This window comes from Exiguobacterium sp. UBA7533 (genome assembly GCF_002479335.1).
Taxonomy (GTDB): Bacteria; Bacillota; Bacilli; order Exiguobacteriales; family Exiguobacteriaceae; genus Exiguobacterium_A.
In genome coordinates this window covers 515,934-534,353 of the sequence record NZ_DLMP01000001.1, presented here as the reverse complement: position 1 = coordinate 534,353, position 18,420 = coordinate 515,934, and the positions used below count along the sequence as shown (strand labels likewise).

17 protein-coding genes and 1 riboswitch are annotated in these 18,420 nt (G+C 44.6%); of the genes, 10 read left to right on the top strand and 7 right to left on the bottom strand.

Annotated features, from left to right (window positions below; translation table 11 throughout):
- Positions 1–22: 22 nt before the first annotated feature.
- Genes B2U10_RS02650 through B2U10_RS02635 form a run of 4 tightly spaced genes read right to left on the bottom strand, consistent with a single transcriptional unit; the run spans position 23 to position 2,803 of the window.
- Entirely contained in the window at positions 23–1,213 is a 1,191-nt protein-coding gene (locus tag B2U10_RS02650; RefSeq protein WP_290785408.1) for an aminotransferase, read from the bottom strand.
- Positions 1,210–1,707, bottom strand: coding sequence for an Lrp/AsnC family transcriptional regulator (locus B2U10_RS02645; RefSeq protein ID WP_035406085.1), 498 nt, complete (start codon positions 1,705–1,707; stop codon positions 1,210–1,212). Before B2U10_RS02645 ends, B2U10_RS02650 begins: the two co-directional genes overlap by 4 nt.
- Positions 1,708–1,711: 4 nt before the next feature.
- Entirely contained in the window at positions 1,712–2,506 is a 795-nt protein-coding gene (locus B2U10_RS02640) for a glycosyltransferase family 2 protein (protein WP_035406088.1), read from the bottom strand.
- Positions 2,507–2,563: 57 nt separating this feature from the next.
- Positions 2,564–2,803, bottom strand: a complete 240-nt coding sequence (locus B2U10_RS02635; protein ID WP_035406091.1) for a NifU N-terminal domain-containing protein — start codon at positions 2,801–2,803, stop codon at positions 2,564–2,566.
- A gap of 461 nt (positions 2,804–3,264) precedes the next feature.
- Between B2U10_RS02635 and B2U10_RS02630 the strand changes: the two genes are divergently transcribed.
- The 3 genes from B2U10_RS02630 to B2U10_RS02620 are packed head-to-tail and all read left to right on the top strand — an operon-like array spanning position 3,265 to position 7,051.
- Positions 3,265–5,532 (top strand): ribonucleoside-diphosphate reductase subunit alpha, encoded by a 2,268-nt coding sequence (locus B2U10_RS02630; protein WP_056062774.1) that lies wholly within the window; start codon positions 3,265–3,267, stop codon positions 5,530–5,532.
- Positions 5,533–5,550: 18 nt separating this feature from the next.
- Entirely contained in the window at positions 5,551–6,039 is a 489-nt protein-coding gene (locus tag B2U10_RS02625) for a flavodoxin domain-containing protein (RefSeq protein ID WP_056062771.1), read from the top strand.
- Positions 6,008–7,051: a ribonucleotide-diphosphate reductase subunit beta gene (locus tag B2U10_RS02620; RefSeq protein WP_035406099.1), complete on the top strand. Its 1,044-nt coding sequence runs from the start codon at positions 6,008–6,010 to the stop codon at positions 7,049–7,051. Before B2U10_RS02625 ends, B2U10_RS02620 begins: the two co-directional genes overlap by 32 nt.
- A 61-nt stretch (positions 7,052–7,112) precedes the next feature.
- Here the strand turns inward: B2U10_RS02620 and B2U10_RS02615 are convergent, their stop codons facing one another.
- Entirely contained in the window at positions 7,113–7,940 is an 828-nt protein-coding gene (locus tag B2U10_RS02615; RefSeq protein ID WP_290785405.1) for a DUF3037 domain-containing protein, read from the bottom strand.
- A 38-nt stretch (positions 7,941–7,978) separates the two neighbouring features.
- The gene (locus tag B2U10_RS02610; protein ID WP_290785402.1) at positions 7,979–8,779 is read right to left on the bottom strand and encodes a HipA family kinase; all 801 of its coding nucleotides are present in this window, start codon (positions 8,777–8,779) and stop codon (positions 7,979–7,981) included.
- Between the two features lie 253 nt (positions 8,780–9,032).
- Between B2U10_RS02610 and yugI the strand changes: the two genes are divergently transcribed.
- From yugI to B2U10_RS02580, 6 genes are all read left to right on the top strand, one after another.
- A complete protein-coding gene (yugI, locus tag B2U10_RS02605) occupies positions 9,033–9,425 on the top strand; it encodes a S1 domain-containing post-transcriptional regulator GSP13 (RefSeq protein ID WP_012371159.1) in 393 nt (130 codons plus the stop codon).
- Positions 9,426–9,561: 136 nt separating this feature from the next.
- Positions 9,562–10,728 carry an iron-containing alcohol dehydrogenase gene (locus B2U10_RS02600; protein WP_035406102.1) on the top strand — a complete coding sequence of 389 codons (1,167 nt, stop codon included), beginning with the start codon at positions 9,562–9,564 and terminating at the stop codon, positions 10,726–10,728.
- A 113-nt stretch (positions 10,729–10,841) separates the two neighbouring features.
- Entirely contained in the window at positions 10,842–12,191 is a 1,350-nt protein-coding gene (locus tag B2U10_RS02595) for a glucose-6-phosphate isomerase (protein WP_290785399.1), read from the top strand.
- A 173-nt stretch (positions 12,192–12,364) separates the two neighbouring features.
- Positions 12,365–12,838: an RNA deprotection pyrophosphohydrolase gene (ytkD, locus tag B2U10_RS02590; protein ID WP_035406108.1), complete on the top strand. Its 474-nt coding sequence runs from the start codon at positions 12,365–12,367 to the stop codon at positions 12,836–12,838.
- The gene (locus tag B2U10_RS02585) at positions 12,810–13,574 is read left to right on the top strand and encodes an alpha/beta hydrolase family protein (protein ID WP_052018981.1); all 765 of its coding nucleotides are present in this window, start codon (positions 12,810–12,812) and stop codon (positions 13,572–13,574) included. Before ytkD ends, B2U10_RS02585 begins: the two co-directional genes overlap by 29 nt.
- A 166-nt stretch (positions 13,575–13,740) precedes the next feature.
- Positions 13,741–14,994 (top strand): EAL and HDOD domain-containing protein, encoded by a 1,254-nt coding sequence (locus B2U10_RS02580; RefSeq protein ID WP_290752142.1) that lies wholly within the window; start codon positions 13,741–13,743, stop codon positions 14,992–14,994.
- A gap of 26 nt (positions 14,995–15,020) precedes the next feature.
- On the opposite strand, the gene pckA is transcribed toward B2U10_RS02580, so the two are convergent.
- Entirely contained in the window at positions 15,021–16,589 is a 1,569-nt protein-coding gene (pckA, locus tag B2U10_RS02575) for a phosphoenolpyruvate carboxykinase (ATP) (protein ID WP_197026209.1), read from the bottom strand.
- 234 nt (positions 16,590–16,823) lie between these two features.
- Positions 16,824–16,950: riboswitch (SAM riboswitch) on the top strand.
- Positions 16,951–17,078: 128 nt separating this feature from the next.
- On the opposite strand from pckA, the gene metK reads away from it, so the two are divergent.
- The gene (metK, locus tag B2U10_RS02570; protein ID WP_023469108.1) at positions 17,079–18,287 is read left to right on the top strand and encodes a methionine adenosyltransferase; all 1,209 of its coding nucleotides are present in this window, start codon (positions 17,079–17,081) and stop codon (positions 18,285–18,287) included.
- The last annotated feature ends 133 nt before the right edge of the window (positions 18,288–18,420 follow it).

Sequence of the window (18,420 nt, the reverse complement as noted above, 5' to 3'; positions counted from 1 at the left end):
CGTTTGAGCAAGCGGCTTATTTTTAGTGTGAATGAGACGATGTTGTCTCATCCTGAGTCTGCCATTTTTTCATGAAGCGCTGAATGCGCGCGATGGCTTCTTGCAGTTGTTCGATTGAACTCGCGTAACTTGCTCGGACATAGCCTTCACCGCTTGCTCCGAAGACGGATCCTGGAACGACGGCGACGCGCTCAGCGAGCAACAATTGCTCAGCGAACTGCTCACTCGTCAGCCCGGTATGACCAATGTACGGAAAAGCATAAAAGGCACCGCCTGGTAAGTGCGTCGGGAGACCCGCATCGTTTAACGCCTTGACGAAGTAATTCCGGCGTTGGCGATAACTTGTCACCATATCAGGGACCGTCTTATGACGAGAACGGAGCGCTTCAATTCCTGCAAACTGGACGAGTGTTGGTGCACACATCATTCCATATTGGTGGACCTTCAGCATCGATTGCGTGATCGCAGGTGGTGCGCAAGTGAAGCCAAGCCGCCAGCCCGTCATCGCGAAGGCTTTCGAGAAACCATTGATGATGATTGTCCGCTCCCGCATACCAGGAAGGGTCGCAAAACAAATCGCTTCCGTTTCGTAGGATAGCTCCGCATAGATTTCATCACTGATGACATATAAATCATGCTTTTGAACAAGTAACGCGAGGTCCGCTAATTGATCATGTGTCATCGTCGAGCCTGTCGGATTCGATGGGAAACAGAAAATGATTGCTTTCGTTTTGTCCGTCAGCAACTGTTCGATCGTTTCCGGTTGAATCGCAAAACCGTCTTCTGCGTAACATGCAGCGGCGACAGGAATTCCTCCAGCAAGTTCGATCAAGGGGGCATATGAAACGAACGCCGGTTCAACGACGATGACTTCATCTCCCGGATTGATCAAACTACGAAACGCAAGGTCAAGTCCTTCCGAAGCTCCGGTCGTGACGATGATCTCTTCCGTCGTCGAATAGGAGATGGCGAACTTTTCTTGCATGTAAAGCGCGATTTCCTGACGTAACTCGAGTAAACCGGCGTTAGCACTGTATGCTGTGTAGCCCTGTTCAAGTGCTGCAAAGCTTGCTTCTCGGACGTTCCATGGCGTGACGAAATCGGGTTCACCGACACCAAGTGAGATGACATCTTCCATCGATCCAGCTAAATCAAAGAAACGACGAATGCCGGATGGCGCTAGCTGTTCGACACGTGTTGATAAAGATTTCATGGAGACACCTTCAATCGTTTGTCGTCATCATCCTGACTGAAGAGAACGCCATCGTGCTTATACGTCTTTAAGCGGAAATGGGTCGTCGTCGAGATGACGGAGTCGAGTGTCGATAATTTTTCAGAAACGAATTGAGACACTTCTTGTAGCGATTTGCCATCAAGTACGACTTGTAAGTCATATGCGCCTGACATCAGATACAGGGACGTCACTTCCGGGAAACGATGGATTCGCTCTGCGACTTCATCAAAGCCGCGTCCCCGTTTTGGTGTGACTTTGACATCGATGAAAGCTGTCACGCCGTGATGGGCATGAATCTTTTGCCAGTCAATGACGGCGGTATAACCGAGTAGGACACCGTCACGTTTGAATGTTTCGATCGAAGCTGCTACTTCTGACGCTTCCCAATCGAGCATCTGCGCAAGTAAGTTTACGTCCATCGGACCATTTTGTGTTAATAGTGCTAATAATTCGAGTTGTTTTTCGGTGTACATGGAATCACTCACTTTCTGTCAATTGACCATTGAAGGTACGGCGTGTCTGTCGCAATCGTGCGCGTCGTTCTTCCTGAACAATATGGAAGTTCTTCATTTCACGTGTCGGAAGTTGATGTTTTTCGACCAGGCGGTCAAAATAGACGCGTCGCGTTGCGTCTTGTCGTGCCGACTCATGATTGCCGGACGGGTTGAAGGCGTACAGGACGGTTGCTCGTGCCGGATGTAACACTAAATGATCCTTACCGACGCGTAAAATCCAGTCCCAGTCCCAGTAGTTGAAGACGTCTTCATCAAACAGACCGAGTTGATCGTGGAGCGATTTACGGTAGAGCGATCCGGACGGAATGTACGTCGAGTCTTCTCGGATCGTCTCCGGATCATACGGGTACGCGAACGGTTCGGAATGGAGTGCAATCCGGTGACCGTCTTCCCAGCGATACGTAAAGAGCTCCGCGTCCGTATACGTTAGATCCGCGCCGGCTTCGAGATCACCGACTGCCTCTTCGAGATGACTCGGTAATAAGAGGTCATCGTCATCATGAAGTAAGATATACCGACCGGAAGCGAGCATGACACCGTGATTTCGAGCACGGACGTGATGATTTTCAGGTAACTCGACATATGTGATCTGCAGACGATCCTGATAGGCAGAGGTCACTGCTGAGACATCGTCGCCATTATTGTTTAGGACGATGACATCGAAGTCCTGATAGTGTTGACGTGTCAACGCTTCTAGCGCTTCTGCTAGTTCGCGAGGACGATTGTATGTCGGGATGATGATGGATACGGTTGGCATCAGCGATCGCTCCTTGAACAAAGACACCTGTTCAGGAACAGGTGTCTTCTTGTTTTTTTACATGTTTGCTTCGATACGTGGTAGCAGCTCATTCCATTCTGCTTCTGGTTCTTTCGTGACCGTCACGAAGTCGCCGTAAGCGAATAGATTATCGATGCCGTCGATCGCGATCAAAGATGCGAGCAACGTATCTTCCGGTGTATCTTCTTTTTTGACACTCGTACTTTTCGCACCGAAGCGCTGTTCCTCGAGCGTGATTTTGACGGAATTCGGGTTTGGTGTGTAATCGACTTGCATAGGTAAGCTCCTTTCAACGTACATACGTATATGCCATATGTCATCTTTTCGTGATAGTTGGATTCAATCCTTCTTCCTCCAAACGGAAGATCGGTACGTTCAGTATATCAGAAAATTCGAAGAGATTATTTTTCTTCTGATAGGAGAAATGACTCATCTTTATTTTAAGGGTTCGCGTGAACTTATAATATGTTTTACTCGCTATCTCAATATATCTCAAAAGGCGTCATGATGCCTTTTTCAAATTGTTTGACCTGAATTTCAAAGCAAGGGGTTATTTTTTTAGATTTCAGTGATAACCTATATCTTGTACATTAACAGGTTTAAAAACGTCTAAAACGTCTATATATAGAGTGATACTTGTAGAGTTCTTTCTATATGTAGGACGTCTTTTTTTAGTTTAGCGTATTTCATCGTGTAATGCGAACCTGTTTAACGATAGAGAATGGGAGTGGTTCATAGTGGCATCTCCACTGAATACAGCACGCATCTTTAAGGGTGCAATGACAATAGAAGACGTATATGTCGTGATTCGACAAGCGACGGAAACGTATCCGGAACTTGATATCGACCGCTATACAGAACGTGCCATCCGAGCGCTTGAAGGGAAGTCCTTACAAGCAGATCAAGTCTATGAACTGTTAACGATGCATGCACTCGATATGTTGAAGGCAGAAGAGCCGAACTGGACATTCGTAGCGACAGCGACTTACTTAAATCGGTTATATCTAGAAGCGGGTGAAAACCGCGGATATGCAGCGGAAGAACGATATGGTTCGCTGTATACATTGATTGAAAAGCTGACAGAAATCGGTATCTTCACGAAACATTTACTGGATGCGTATTCGAAAGAAGACATCAACGAACTGTCGGCAACGATTGATCCTTCCCGCGACCACCTGTTCACATACATTGGCCTTCGGACACTGGCAGACCGGTATCTTGCACGTGATCACGTCAAAAATTTGTACGAGCTACCGCAAGAACGATTCATGGTCATCGCGATGACGCTGATGCAGAACGAACCGAAGGAACGTCGTTTAGAACTCGTCAAAGAAGCCTACTGGGCATTGTCGAACCTCTACATGACGGTCGCGACACCGACGCTTTCGAACGCCGGTAAATCATATGGTCAACTCTCATCATGCTTCATCGATACAGTCGATGATTCGCTACGCGGCATCTATGACTCGAACACGGATGTAGCGACACTTTCTAAGGGTGGCGGCGGAATCGGTGTCTACATGGGGAAAATTCGCTCACGTGGATCAGACATCAAAGGCTTTAAAGGTGTTTCAAGTGGTGTCATCCCATGGATGAAACAATTGAACAATACGGCAGTCAGCGTCGATCAGCTCGGTATGCGCCAAGGATCAATCGCCGTGTATCTTGACATCTGGCATAAGGACATCCTCGAGTTCTTAGATGCGAAGCTCAACAATGGGGACGAGCGACTTCGGACACATGACTTGTTCACGGGCGTTAACTTACCAGACCGCTTCATGCGTGCTGTAGAAGCACGAGAAGACTGGCACCTGTTTGACCCACACGAAATTCGGACGATTATGGGCTTCAGCCTTGAAGATTATTTCGATGAGACAGAACAAGGCGGTAGCTTCACGGAACGATACGAAGCATGTGTCAACGAACCGCGTCTCAGCAAAAAAACAGTCCCAGCGATTGATCTCGTCAAACGCTACATGCGTTCGCAACTTGAGACAGGGACGCCATACATGTTCTTCCGTGACGCCGTTAACCGTGCGAATCCGAATAAACATGCAGGCATGATCTATTCATCAAACCTGTGCTCGGAAATCATGCAAAACATGAGTCCGACGACCGTGACAGAAGAATATACAGAAGACGGTAAGATCATCGTCACGAAGACACCAGGTGACTTCGTCGTCTGTAACTTATCATCGATTGCGCTTGCACGTGCGGTTCGTTCAGATGTTCTCGAACGATTGATTCCGATTCAAATGCGGATGCTTGATAACGTCATCGACTTGAATACGATCGATGTTCCACAAGCACAACTGACGAATCAAAAATACCGTGCCGTTGGTCTTGGAACATTCGGTTGGCATCATCTGCTCGCGCTCGAAGGTATCCGTTGGGAATCGGTCGAAGCGGTGCAATACGCAGACCGTCTCTACGAGAAAATCGCTTACTTGACGATCGATGCGTCGATGCAACTTGCGAAAGAGAAAGGCGCGTACCGTCTCTTCGAAGGTTCAGAGTGGCAAACAGGAGAGTACATCAAACGTCGCCACTACAAAACGACGGATGAACTCGATTGGGATCGTCTCCAAGCCGACATCACGGCGCACGGGATGCGGAACGCTTACTTGATGGCAGTCGCACCGAACTCATCGACGGCGATCATTGCGGGAAGTACGGCATCGATTGATCCAATCTATAAAAAAGTCTACTCAGAAGAGAAGAAAAACTATAAGATCCCAGTTACCGTTCCGGATTTAACACCGGAAACGAACTGGTTCTATAAATCAGCGTTTGAGATTGACCAGTTATGGAGCATTCGTCAAAATGCTTCGCGTCAGCGTCACATCGACCAAGCGATCAGCTTTAACCTGTACGTGAAAAATAACGTCAAAGCAAAAGAATTACTCGAGATGCACATGGAAGCATGGCAACTTGGGATGAAGACGATCTACTACACGCGTTCGACGACGGTTGAGATCGACGAATGTGAATCGTGTTCATCATAAGATAAGGAGGACGATATCATGAAGGCAGCAATCGTATATGCGTCATTGAGTGGAAACACGGAGGAGGTGGCAGAACTCGTCGCGAAGACGTGTTCTGAGATGGGAATCGAGCCGACGATGTTGTTTGCGGACGAAGTGACGACGTATCAGTTAATGCCTTATGATATCGTCTATTTTGGTTCGTATACGTGGGGAGATGGGCAATTACCCGACGATATGCGCGACTGTCTTAGAACGGTTTTGAAGGAGAGCACGCATGCGATTCCGCAGGCAGCTGTTTTTGGAACAGGGGATAAGATGTTCGTCAAATATTGTCGCGCCGTCGATGAGATGGCGTATCACCTCTCGAAATTCGGGGTCCCGCTTGCCGGAGAACTGTTGAAAATCGAACAGTCACCACGCAATCGCCCGCATCTCGTCAAGGAATGGACAAGACGGACCATTCTTCAATTACAGCAAGAAGGAGTCGAAGCACATGGAACAGCTACAAAAAATCAAACTGCTTGATGCACGTCATCCAAATCGCGCGACAGCGATCATCGGTGGCGAAACAAGTGCCATCGTCAACTGGAACGACATTGCGTATCCACAGTTTTATTCGATTTACAAACAACTGTTATCGAACTTTTGGATTCCAGATGAGATTTCAATGTCAAAAGACATGCAACAATGGAATCAATTGAGCGAACGAGAACAAGATGCATTCAAACGAATCATTGGGCTACTCTCGATCCTTGACTCGGTTCAGACACGCTACATCTTGGAATCAGCGATGTTCACATCAGACTCATCCGTTCATGCAATTCTCGCTATCATCGCGCAACAGGAAGTCGTTCATAATCAATCGTATAGCTACGTCTTATCCAGCTTAGTTCCATTGGCTGAACAAAACCGGATTTTCGATATCGCAAAAGACGATGACATGGTCATGAAGCGTAATGCATTCATTCTTGATTTATACGAAGATTTCCAAAATGACCGGACGCCAGAGAACTTCGCGAAATCACTCGTTGCTTCAATCGTTCTTGAAGGGATCAACTTCTATTCTGGCTTTGCTTTCTTCTATAACCTAGCGCGCCATCAGAAGATGGTCGGAACATCGACGATGATCAGCTATATTCAACGTGATGAATTGCAACACTCGTACTTTATCAGTCAATTGTTACGCGCTGTTCTGTCAGAGCATCCGGAAATCGATGCAGATGGCTCATTCACACAATTCGTCTACGACACGTTCAAGCGTGCCGTGGATCTTGAAATCGAGTGGAGCGAATATGTCTTGCGTGATCTAGATGGTCTTGATGTTAGTGAAATGCGTGACTACGTCAAATATCTCGCAAATAAACGTCTTCGCGTTATCGGTTTGTCGGATCTCTACGAAGGACACGACGAAGACGTCATGCCGTGGATTCGTGCATATTCAGATGATTCGATGAACGCGACGAAATCGGACTTCTTCGAACAAAAATCACGTTCATATGCGAAAGTAACGGATGCGAATGGATTCGACGATTTATAAGTGTACACAAAAAAGTAGGCATTATAATTATGCCTACTTTTTTTAAGATTCTATAAAATATTTAATTTGTTTCCTCAGATATTTTTATTGCTACTTGTTCACTTATAGTATTAATATCTTTTTCATTTTCAATAAAATGTATTTGTAAATTGTCTACATTTTTTCTTAACGTGCTTGCGACATTCCTAATAAATTGACTATTTTTATTATTGTCTGAGTCTAAAAATATTAATGCTTCTACATTGAAGTCTTTGTTTAAATCTATAGTGTACTGAAAATTGCTCATCCATTCCTTAATTACCTTAGGGCCGTGTGAACTACTTACATCTAGAGATTTAATAAATAAATTGTTTTTAGGTACTGATATATCAAATTTTACTTCGCTATTTTTAACTAATGTGTTATCTTTTTTCGTAGAAAAGTGCAGATTATTTTGATCAAAGTATTTTTTTAAATTATTTATAATCTCTTTTTCAGATAATCTTTCTAACTTCTTTACTTCGTAATGAACATACAATTTGAAAAGTTGATCTAAATGTTTTTCTAGAGGCTGATCGTCTAAAGAAACTTTTTTTATCGGAGAAAATCGAATAGTATTTACAAATCGTTTAGTTTTTTTAGAAAGAAAATCGCAGTCAGATAGTTCTTCTAAATCAAATAAATCATATTGTTCATGGTTTTTAAAATTTAGTGCTATGTTATTTATCACTTTTTTTAACATGTGTCCGTTAATTTCGTCATCAAAAGATGTAATACGTTTAATCGACTCTAGCGTTTTTATAGAAATGTATTTATCTTTTGGAGAATGAAGAACTAAACCTATATTTATAAATTCTTCTCTTAAACTACTAGGCATGTATCTCAAAATAGATATAAAACCAGTCTTCATTGTATCCTCCTTGTTAGGAAATAGAGTAATTTTGTCATTTATATATTAATCTTAACTTTCAATGTGTTAACTATAGTGTCTAAATTCTTTAATCTATCAGTTAAGAAACTTAAAATATTTTGAGAATAAGCTCTAGGCACTCTCCATTCAGAAGGTATGGAATTAATAATTTCATTCAAATCAGAAGTCGTAATTTTACTAAATCTAGATTGGAATAAATCAAATTGACTTGAATTATTTATAAGTTTTAATAACTTTGCATAAACTTGATCATTTAGATTCATAATTTGAAAGTTGCTCGGATAAGGAATCCAGTTATTAATTACACGATCTACTGATGTGGAACAGAAGCTACCGCCATGATCAATAGCATAAATTTGATTATCCGCCATAGAGTATAAAATATTGCCTTCATTGTCTCCGCGATCTTCATTTTGAATTAAATGATCAAATAACAAGATTGAAGCAGCTACTTCAGGATTGTTGATAGTGTCTAGAGGACTATCAACAAAATGAATAGGCTTGGGTACTTCTTTAAAAGCAATGTGAACCCCAGGCTTTATAGTCTCATCATTATTATGGGTGGGGAGTTCATTTCTATATTTCTCTATAAACTCATTTGATACAGACATTAATACCATATCTGGGACTGCAATATTAGTGAATTGTTTTAAAAGATGATAACAAATCCACTCATTGGCCGATGAAATATGACCTTCTTCACTTTGGAGTGCTTTTAAATAATAAACTTGATGATCAGACCCCGATATTTTTAAAGGGACAGTCATTCCTAATTCAACTATTTCCAAAAAAGTATCAGCTTCTATTAATTTTATCAATCAATTCACCGTCCAGAACACAATTGTAGTTTTTAGTAATTATAATGCTTGTCACTAAAATTGTCGTCTACAAAAAAAATAAAAAAGGGCCGAACTCGGAAAGTTCGGCAGAATCAGGGGGAATACTTGAAGTCTTGCTACTAAAATGTTCCCTTGTGAAATAAAAAATAAACAAATTCCAAAAATATTTTTTACGATACAAGAAAAGTGTGTTATTATAAGTTGATGAATTTAGTTAGGGAGTGTATACATTATGGCAAACTTTGAAAAAGACCAAGTCGTTACTGGTAAAGTAACTGGTATTCAAAACTTCGGTGCTTTCGTAGCACTTGACGAGCAAACACAAGGTCTCGTCCACATTTCAGAAATCTCACACGATTACGTAAAAGACATCAACGATTACGTAAAAGTTGGCGATGAAGTAACTGTTAAAGTTCTCGACATCGACGAAGCTAACAAAAAAATGAAGCTTTCGATCAAAGCAACTCAGGAAGCTCCAAAACGTGAAGCACGCGCGAAAGGTCCACGCAAAAACGCTGGACGTCGCGATGCAGGTCCTGCTTTCAAACAAGAAGAAGCACCTGGATTCAACGTTCTTAAAGGTAAATTGGAAGAATGGATTGAAAAATCAAACTTCCAAAAATAAGCCACATGAGAGAATCGACATCGGTCGGTTCTCTTTTTTTGCGCAATTTTTACATACAATAAGCATTAAATTAGATGCGAAAGGGGAATGTGTGGATAATGTAAGGTGTTCATTACTTATTGAGGAGGCAACACAGATGGAAAACTTTGAATATCGCAATCCAACAAGACTTATTTTTGGTGACGGTCAAGTCAGCCAACTGAAACCACAACTCGAGTCACTTGGTGCGAAGAAAGTCATGCTTGTCTTTGGCGGCGGAAGTATTAAACGTAACGGCGTCTATGATGATGTCACACGTGAACTCAATGCGGCAGGAATCGAGTACGTCGAATGCGACGGTGTCGAACCGAACCCGCGCATCGAAACTGCAGAACGTGGAATTAAAATTGCACGTGAAGCAGGCGTTGACGCACTACTTGCACTTGGTGGCGGTTCTGTCATCGACTGCACGAAATTGATCGCAGCAGGTATCCCGTATGAAGGCGAAGCATGGGATCTCGTCATCGGTAAAGCGACACCAAAAACAGTCATTCCATTCGGAACAGTCTTGACGCTTGCAGCGACAGGTTCTGAGATGAACTCAGGATCGGTCATCACGAACTGGAAAACACAAGAGAAATATGGTTGGGGTAGTCCGCTTACGTACCCAACATTCTCAATTCTTGATCCAAAATACACAGTCAGCGTACCGAAAGATCAAACGATCTACGGTATCGTCGATATGATGAGTCACTGTCTCGAACAATACTTCCATCCTGCACATGCACCGGTTCAAGAACGCATGACAGAAGGTGTCATGAAAGCAGTCGTCGAAGCAGCACCAAAACTCGTTAACGATCTCGAAAACGTGGAACTCCGTGGAACAATTCTCTTCGCTGGTACGATGGCGCTCAACGGTGTTCTTCAAATGGGAGCACGCGGCGACTGGGCATCACACAACATCGAACATGCTGTCTCGGCTGTTCATGACATCCCACATGCAGGTGGACTCGCCATTCTCTTCCCGAACTGGATGCGCCACGTACTCGACGAATCAAACGCACATCGTTTCGTCACACTCGGTGAGAACGTCTTTAACGTCGACACGGAAGGTAAATCAGAGATGGAAGCAGCACATGCGACAATCGACGCGATTAGTGCTTTCTGGACATCACTCGGCGCACCAAACCGTCTTGCGGATTACGACATCAAAGAAGATACAGTCGATTCAATCGTCAAGTCAGCAATGACTCGCGGCGACTTCGGAAACTTCAAATCACTCGGAAACGAGGATGTTCGTCAAATCGTGACAGCTGCCCTATAACAACTCGTAACATTTGCTAATCTTTTCACAAAAGACTTGAACGACCTTCCTTCTTGCGTTTTAATGAAAAGGAAGGTCGCATTTCGTTGCGAATGAATAAGGAGGACGATGGCATGTCAACAGTACGTTTTGATTATTCGAAAGCCCTACAATTCGTAGGTCAACATGAAGTAGATCACATGACGGAGACCGTAAAGACGCTCCACCATGCGATTCATGCAGGAACAGGTGCAGGAAGTGATTTCTTAGGATGGGTAGATCTTCCGACGAACTACGATCAAGCGGAGTTTGCACGTATCCAAGCGTCTGCAGAAAAAATCAAGTCGGATTCTGATGTGTTGCTAGTCGTCGGAATCGGCGGTTCGTATCTCGGTGCACGTGCGGCAATCGAGATGCTTGGACACTCATTCCATAACTTGTTATCAAAAGATGAGCGTAAAGCACCACAAATCATCTATGCAGGGCATAATATCTCATCAACGTATCTGCATGATTTATTTGAAGTACTTGAAGGAAAAGATGTATCGGTCAACATTATCTCGAAATCAGGTACGACGACAGAACCAGCAATCTCGTTCCGTCTCTTGAAAGCATTCATGGAAGAAAAGTACGGTAAAGCAGAAGCGAAACACCGGATTTACGCAACAACGGACAAAGCCCGCGGTGCATTAAAAACACTCGCAGATTCTGAAGGATACGAAACATTCGTTATTCCAGATGATGTCGGCGGACGTTTCTCTGTGTTAACGCCAGTTGGTCTATTACCGATCGCAGCAGCAGGAATTTCGATCGAAGAGTTAATGCAAGGGGCACGTGACGCACAAGAGCGCTACGCGAGCGAAAACCTAGCTGACAACGAAGCGTACCAATACGCAGTCGTTCGAAATGCATTGTATGCGAAAGGGAAAACGATCGAGCTACTCGTCAACTACGAACCAGCACTTCATTACGTATCAGAGTGGTGGAAGCAATTGTACGGCGAATCTGAAGGAAAAGACTTCAAAGGGATCTTCCCAGCAGCAGTTGATTTCTCGACCGATCTTCATTCAATGGGACAATATGTCCAAGAAGGTCGTCGTGATCTGTTTGAGACAGTCATTAAAGTCGGACAAGCGCGTCACGCGTTGACGATTGAAGAAGACGCTCAGGACCTTGATGGATTGAACTTCCTCGCAGGACAGTCGATTCAGTTCGTCAACGATAAGGCAGCAGAAGGCACATTGCTTGCGCACACGGACGGACAAGTTCCGAACCTGACAGTCGAACTTCCAGAGATGACACCGTATCACCTCGGATTCCTGTTCTACTTCTTCGAAAAAGCATGTGCGATGAGTGGTTACCTCCTTGGAGTAAATCCATTCGATCAGCCAGGCGTCGAAGCGTACAAGAAAAATATGTTCGCTCTTCTTGGAAAACCAGGATTCGAAGCAGAAAAAGCAGAACTCGAAGCACGTTTGAAGTAATACAAAACGACAGTCGATTGTTCCTTAGTGGAACATCGGCTGTTTTTTTTACGTTCACGAGATGAGGACGAGTAATCATTTTCCAGATTTATAGGCAATCCTAGCGTTTTCACTTTTAGAATACCCGTGAAACAGGTAAAGTGAAGTTAGAAGAAGAAATGAGGTGCACGTACGTGATTACATTCTTGGATTATTATCAAAATCAAGTGGAGTTAAGTTTTGAGGACCATCCGTTCTCGGATCGCCCTCTACATGTGTGGGTCATTGCCGTGTACGAAGGGAAATGGTTGCTGACCCATCATAAGCAACGCGGATATGAATTTCCGGGTGGGAAGGTTGAACCGGGTGAAACGGCAGAAGAAGCCGCACGTCGTGAAGTGATGGAAGAGACAGGCGGAAAAATCGATTCCTTGAAGTACATCGGGCAATATCGTGTTGCCGGAAAAGGGGATACGATCATTAAAAATATCTACTTCGCGCAAATCGAATCGCTGTCATCCCATTTGGCTGTAGATGAAACAGATGGTGCTTTTCTGTTCGAGGAACTCCCTGATCGTCTCGATACGAACCGACAATACAGTTTCATGATGAAGGACCGCGTCCTTCCGGAGACACTCCGTGTACTTAGCGAACGCCGATTGGTTTGAACTTCCGCGGCAAGGTCCGTTTCGGACGTTTCGGATGTTCTATACGACGACAGACGGGGAGCGCGTCGGTGCCTATATCGTACTTCCGCAAGTCGCGAACGGACAGGGAATTCTCTACTTGCGAGGTGGCACACGATCTATCGGAATGGTTCGACCGACACGGCTGCTCGCGTTCGCGCAGGCTGGTTTTTTCGTCATGGCACCTTTCTATCGGGGAAACTTAGGCGGAACAGGAAAAGAAGATTTCGGACATCGGGATGTCGAAGACGCATGCAGTGCTTTCGATTGGTTGCAACAACGTGTCTCGCATGTTCATGCATTCGGATTTTCTCGTGGGGGGCAAATGGCATTACTCCTGGCTCATCATCGTCCAGTTTCGCGGACGGTGTCGTGGGCAGGCGTGACCGAGTTGACATGGACCTACGAGGAACAGAAGACGATGCAAAAGATGTTGCGTCGCTATACGGGGGGGACACCAGACACCGTACCTGAGGCGTATAAGGTGCGCTCGCCGCTTCATGTCGCTCCTCAAGGTGAAGTATTATTGATTCATGGTGCGTATGATGAGAACGTTCGTTTACGACATGCGACGGCTTATGCTGCACGTCATCCCGACCAAACCCTGCTTCAGACTTATGCGTATGCACATCAGTTCCCGATCCATGAAAAATTACGTGTGACGCGTGATATTTTGACTTGGTTCGAGACAGGCATTTGGAACCGATATGATACATGATTCAAGCAATACGACGTTTGTCGTATTGCTTTTTGTATTTTGGAAGATGAAGCATAGAGATTGAAAAAACAGACCATTGATACATTGTAAAAAACAATAATCTCCTAAAAAGTAAACTTTGATATAATAGAAACCATCTGAGGACAATGGAGGGGGCAGGAGAACGATGGATATCTTATTAGCACGTCAACCCATCGTTAATCGAGTTGGATCAATTGATGCATTTGAATTATTGTATCGTTCGATTGAACAAATGACTATTTTTGATGGGGATTTAGCGACGATGGATGTATTGACGAATACACTCGTCCATATGGGGGTGGAACATGTCGCGGAAGGAAAAAAACTTTTCGTCAACTTTACGTCAGATTTGTTGAAAAGTGATCTGATTCATTATTTAGATCCTAACCGATTCGTCATTGAAATTTTAGAGACAGTTGATATTGATACTGAAATGTTGTCGGTTCTGCATAGTTGGAAAGAAGCAGGCTTCACATTAGCACTTGATGATTTTGTGACAGATTTACTTCGACAGCACGGAGCGGAATTGTTTGCGTTGATCGATTTAATTAAAATCGACATCGAGGCAATTTCCCCTCGCGAGCAAAGTGCCATTTTGCATATCGTTCGACGTAATTATCCTCATATTAAGATGCTTGCTGAACGTGTCGAGACGCACGAGGATCATACACGTTGTCTTGATATGGGGTATGACTGGTTCCAAGGCTATTTTTATGCTAAACCGATGCTGATGAAAGGGAAAGCTGTTCCACCACAATTGCCGGTGTTGTTAAAGATGCTGAAGTGGCTTGATACGGATGAGAAGTACGATGAAGTCATTGATGAAATCGAAGCCAATCCGTATATCAGCATCCAGGTATTACAACTAATCAATTCTCCGGGAGTGGGATTACGCAATACAGTTAGTTCCGTTCGTCAAGCGATCTCACTACTTGGCTTCGCTCAACTTAAAAGCTGGATTTCGTTGATTGTCTTACGTGAAATGAAGCTCGCAAGTCCTTATGAATGGTCGAATGAGTTGCTGCGTTCTTCCTTACATTGCGCAAAGCTCTGTGAGTTGTTTGCAACAGAAACAAGGACGCTGCAACAAGAGAGTGCCTATATGATCGGCTTGTTATCGCATATCGATGCGTTATTGTCCGTTGATATTGACGACATCATCGATCAATTGCCAATCGAGGATTCCTTGAAGATTGTCCTCCAAGGAAAAGACCATCCGTTCCGGGATTGTCTAGTGCTTGCGATCAGCGCAGATCGCGGTGATTTCGAACAGTTCGAATTGCTCAGTCAACGGTTAGGTGTATCACTTCCGCGAGCATATGCGTTACTTACGGAAAGTCAGGAGTGGCTTATGCAAAAAGAGATGCATCTTCAAGAAGAGACAGATGCCATTCTATAAAAAAAAGAGCCCTGAGGCTCTTTTTTTTATAGACATGGACCTGCTGACTTGATCGCATCCGTCGCACTTTCGAAACGAAGGAAATTATGTTGGAATTTCTCAGCAAGCGAACGCGCTTGTGTGTTGTATTCGTCAGGATTTGACCAGACGCGTACCGGATTGAGTAATTCACTTGGAACACCAGGAACTTCAAGTGGCATATGAAGTCCGAAGATTGGGTGCTCTTCTGTTGGAATCGCTGCAAGTGTTCCGTTGACGGCAGCGTTGACCATCGTCCGTGTATACGATAGCTTCATTCGACTACCTGTCCCGTAAGCACCGCCTGTCCAGCCTGTGTTGACGAGATAAACGGTCACACCGTGACGATCAATCAGTTCTCCGAGCATCGTCGCATACTTTTCAGGTATCAGTGGAAGAAATGGTGAACCGAAGCATGTCGAGAACGTTGCTTCCGGTTCCGTGATACCACGCTCTGTTCCAGCAAGTTTTGATGTATAACCTGATAGGAAATGATACATCGCTTGTTCTTTCGTCAATTTACTGATCGGAGGCAAGACGCCATACGCATCAGCCGTCAAGAAGACAATCGTCTTCGGATGACCAGCCCGTGATGGAACAGCGATGTTATCGATCGCTGTGATCGGATAAGCAGCACGTGTATTTTCTGTCAACGATGTGTCATCGTAATCAGGATGACGAGATTCATCGAGCACGACGTTTTCAAGGACAGTTCCGAAACGGATCGCATCAAAAATTTGCGGTTCTTTTTCGCGTGACAGATTGACCGTCTTCGCATAACATCCACCTTCAATGTTGAAGACGCCATCATGCGACCAACCATGCTCATCGTCACCGATCAATTGACGGCTATCGTCTGCTGACAGGGTGGTCTTACCAGTACCGGATAGACCGAAGAACAAGGCGACGTCGCCTTCGTGTCCGACGTTTGCTGAACAGTGCATCGAAAGGACATTTTCTTGTGGTAAGAGGTAGTTCATGACGGAAAAAATCGATTTTTTGATTTCGCCCGCATATTCGGTTCCGCCGATCAAGACGATCCGGTGTTCAAACGACATGGCGATGAATGTCTCGGAATTCGTTCCGTCAACGGTAGGATCTGCTTTGAAATGTGGCGCGTAGACGACCGTGAACGGTTCGAAGGCAGCCACTTCAGGATACTCGCGTAAAAAGAGTTGTTTGGCAAACAGGTTATGCCAAGCGTATTGTGTGAGCACACGAACCGGAAGGGTGAAGTGCGTATCTGCCCCAGCAGCAGCTTCTGTGTAGTAGAGCTGATCGGCTTCGTTCATGTAACGAAGAACCTTTTGTAACAATTGTTCAAATTTGTCTCCATCCATCGGTTGGTTAACATGACCCCAATCAATGTGAGACTCGCAGGAAGAATCACGGACGATGAACTTATCTTTTGGTGAACGACCTGTAAATTTCCCCGTTTCTACAGATAGTGCGCCGTTCTCAGCAAGGACACCTTCTTCGTTTCGAATCGCATGTTCGACAAGTTCAGCAACAGATAGTTGTTTGAACACATGCTCTTTCTTGAGTAGTTCTTCGATATTCAGGACCGTCATCGGCATCCTGACCCCACCTTTCCCCTACGTTGGTTTTGGCTCACTGCATTTAGTATGACACATTCATTATATATGACATACTAAAGGGAGCGCAATCATTTTCTAGTGCTGATTTCTATTTATCTGGAAACGCTTTCAGCATTAATAGTTTAACATCTCTTTTAAAAAGTTTCGACTAGAATTTGAAACCTTGCTTGACAGAGTAGGTACAACTTTATATCATGTAATTCGTAACGGATACTCTTATTCTGAGCAGGTGGAGGGAACAAGGCCCGAAGAAACCCGGCAACCGTCCTACATTAATTCATATATTAATGAGGGAAAAGGTGCTCTCCTGAAGCGAAGTAAACACTTCGAACGATAAGAGGGTAAAGGAAGAACGCACAACCTTTCCCTGACCATTTTTTGGACTTGGAAAGGTTTTTTTCATTTTACCGTCCCACTCAACTAGGGGAAATGAGTACACCGTCAAATTCTTTTTTGGGAGGGTCATACATGACAAACCTTAATCGCCGACTATTCACGTCGGAGTCAGTCACTGAAGGTCATCCAGATAAAATCTGTGACCAAATTTCGGATTCAATCCTCGATGCGATTCTTGCAGCGGATCCAAACGCACGTGTTGCGGCAGAAACTTCTGTTACAACAGGTCTCGTTCTCGTTGCAGGTGAGATCACGACATCCACTTACGTCGACATTCCAAAAGTCGTTCGTGAAACGATTCGTGAAATCGGCTACACACGCGCGAAATACGGTTTCGATGCGGATACATGTGCTGTATTGACATCGATCGATGAGCAATCAGCAGATATCGCTCTTGGTGTCGACCAAGCGCTTGAAGCACGTGAAGGTAGCATGTCTGATGCAGAAATCGATGCAATCGGTGCAGGAGACCAAGGTCTTATGTTCGGTTACGCAACGAAAGAAACACCAGAACTCATGCCACTTCCAATTTCGCTTTCGCACCGTCTCGCACGCCGTTTGGCAGAAGTGCGTAAAAACGGTCAACTCGACTACCTTCGTCCGGACGGAAAAACACAAGTCACGGTCGAATACAACGAGAACAACGAGCCGGTTCGTGTCGATACGATCGTCATCTCGACACAACATGCGGAAGAAGTTACGCTTGAGCAAATCCAAGCTGATTTGAAAGAACACGTCATCACACCGGTCATCCCGGCTGAATACATCGACGCAGCAACGAAATTCTTCATCAACCCAACTGGTCGTTTCGTCATTGGCGGACCACAAGGAGATGCTGGATTGACTGGTCGTAAGATCATCGTTGATACGTATGGTGGATACGCACGCCACGGCGGTGGAGCATTCTCAGGTAAAGATCCAACAAAAGTCGACCGTTCAGCTGCATACGCAGCACGTTACGTCGCGAAGAACCTCGTTGCTGCAGGTCTTGCAGACAAAGCAGAAGTTCAACTTGCGTACGCAATCGGTGTCGCGCACCCTGTATCAATCGCAGTTGATACATTCGGCACAGGAAAACTTCCTGAAGCACAACTCGTCGAATTGGTTGCTGAAAACTTCGATCTTCGTCCGGCTGGAATCATCAACATGCTTGATCTCCGTCGTCCGATCTATCGTCAAACAGCTGCATACGGTCACTTCGGTCGTACAGATGTTGAGCTTCCATGGGAGCAAACAGATAAAGCAGCAGTTCTTGAAGAACAAGCAAAACGTTTCGCATAATCAAAAAGTCCGGAAATCCTACGTGGGTTTTCGGGCTTTTTTGTTTCCGCGGAACTTTGCAGGAAACGAATGTTTTTTCTAGAAAAGGGTAAAAGTACATGAGTCGATTTGTATGAGTATAAAGGGGGGTTCC